This is a genomic window from Streptacidiphilus melanogenes (assembly GCF_000787835.1).
Taxonomy (GTDB): Bacteria; Actinomycetota; Actinomycetes; order Streptomycetales; family Streptomycetaceae; genus Streptacidiphilus; species Streptacidiphilus melanogenes.
The window spans coordinates 2227-3222 of sequence record NZ_BBPP01000099.1; the positions used below are offsets into that span (position 1 = coordinate 2227).

Genomic DNA, 996 nt, shown 5'->3' on the forward strand with positions numbered 1-996 from the left:
TACCCATCCACACACCCGTTGGGGCTATTGTGTGAATGACACGGCTTCGGCGGTGTACTTGAGCCCCGCTACATTGTCGGCGCGGAATCACTTGACCAGTGAGCTATTACGCACTCTTTAAAGGGTGGCTGCTTCTAAGCCAACCTCCTGGTTGTCTCTGCGACTCCACATCCTTTCCCACTTAGCACACGCTTAGGGGCCTTAGCCGGTGTTCTGGGCTGTTTCCCTCTCGACCATGGAGCTTATCCCCCACAGTCTCACTGCCGTGCTCTCACTTACCGGCATTCGGAGTTTGGCTAAGGTCAGTAACCCGGTGAGGCCCATCGCCTATCCAGTGCTCTACCTCCGGCAAGAAACACACGACGCTGCACCTAAATGCATTTCGGGGAGAACCAGCTATCACGGAGTTTGATTGGCCTTTCACCCCTAACCACAGGTCATCCCCCAGGTTTTCAACCCTGGTGGGTTCGGTCCTCCACACGGTCTTACCCGCGCTTCAACCTGCCCATGGCTAGATCACTCCGCTTCGGGTCTTGGGCATGCGACTCAGACGCCCTATTCGGACTCGCTTTCGCTACGGCTACCCCACACGGGTTAACCTCGCCACACACCGCAAACTCGCAGGCTCATTCTTCAAAAGGCACGCAGTCACCCCTAAAGGCTCCCACGGCTTGTAGGCACACGGTTTCAGGTACTATTTCACTCCGCTCCCGCGGTACTTTTCACCATTCCCTCACGGTACTATCCGCTATCGGTCACCAGGGAATATTTAGGCTTAGCGGGTGGTCCCGCCAGATTCACACGGGATTTCTCGGGCCCCGTGCTACTTGGGAAATGAGCAAGCAAGCCGAGAATGTTTCGCCTACGGGGGTCTTACCCTCTACGCCGGGCCTTTCGCATGCCCTTCGACTACATCCTCGGTTTCTGACTCGCCCAGCCGCCGGCAGACGACTGAAGCTCACTCCCACGACCCCACAATGGCAACCCCTGCCGGGT

At 57.3% G+C, this 996-nt stretch carries 1 rRNA gene (only partly in view); it reads right to left on the reverse strand.

Annotated features, from left to right (window positions below):
• Positions 1–996, reverse strand: a 23S ribosomal RNA gene (locus TR49_RS47130) (it extends past both window edges: 2040 nt to the left, 309 nt to the right).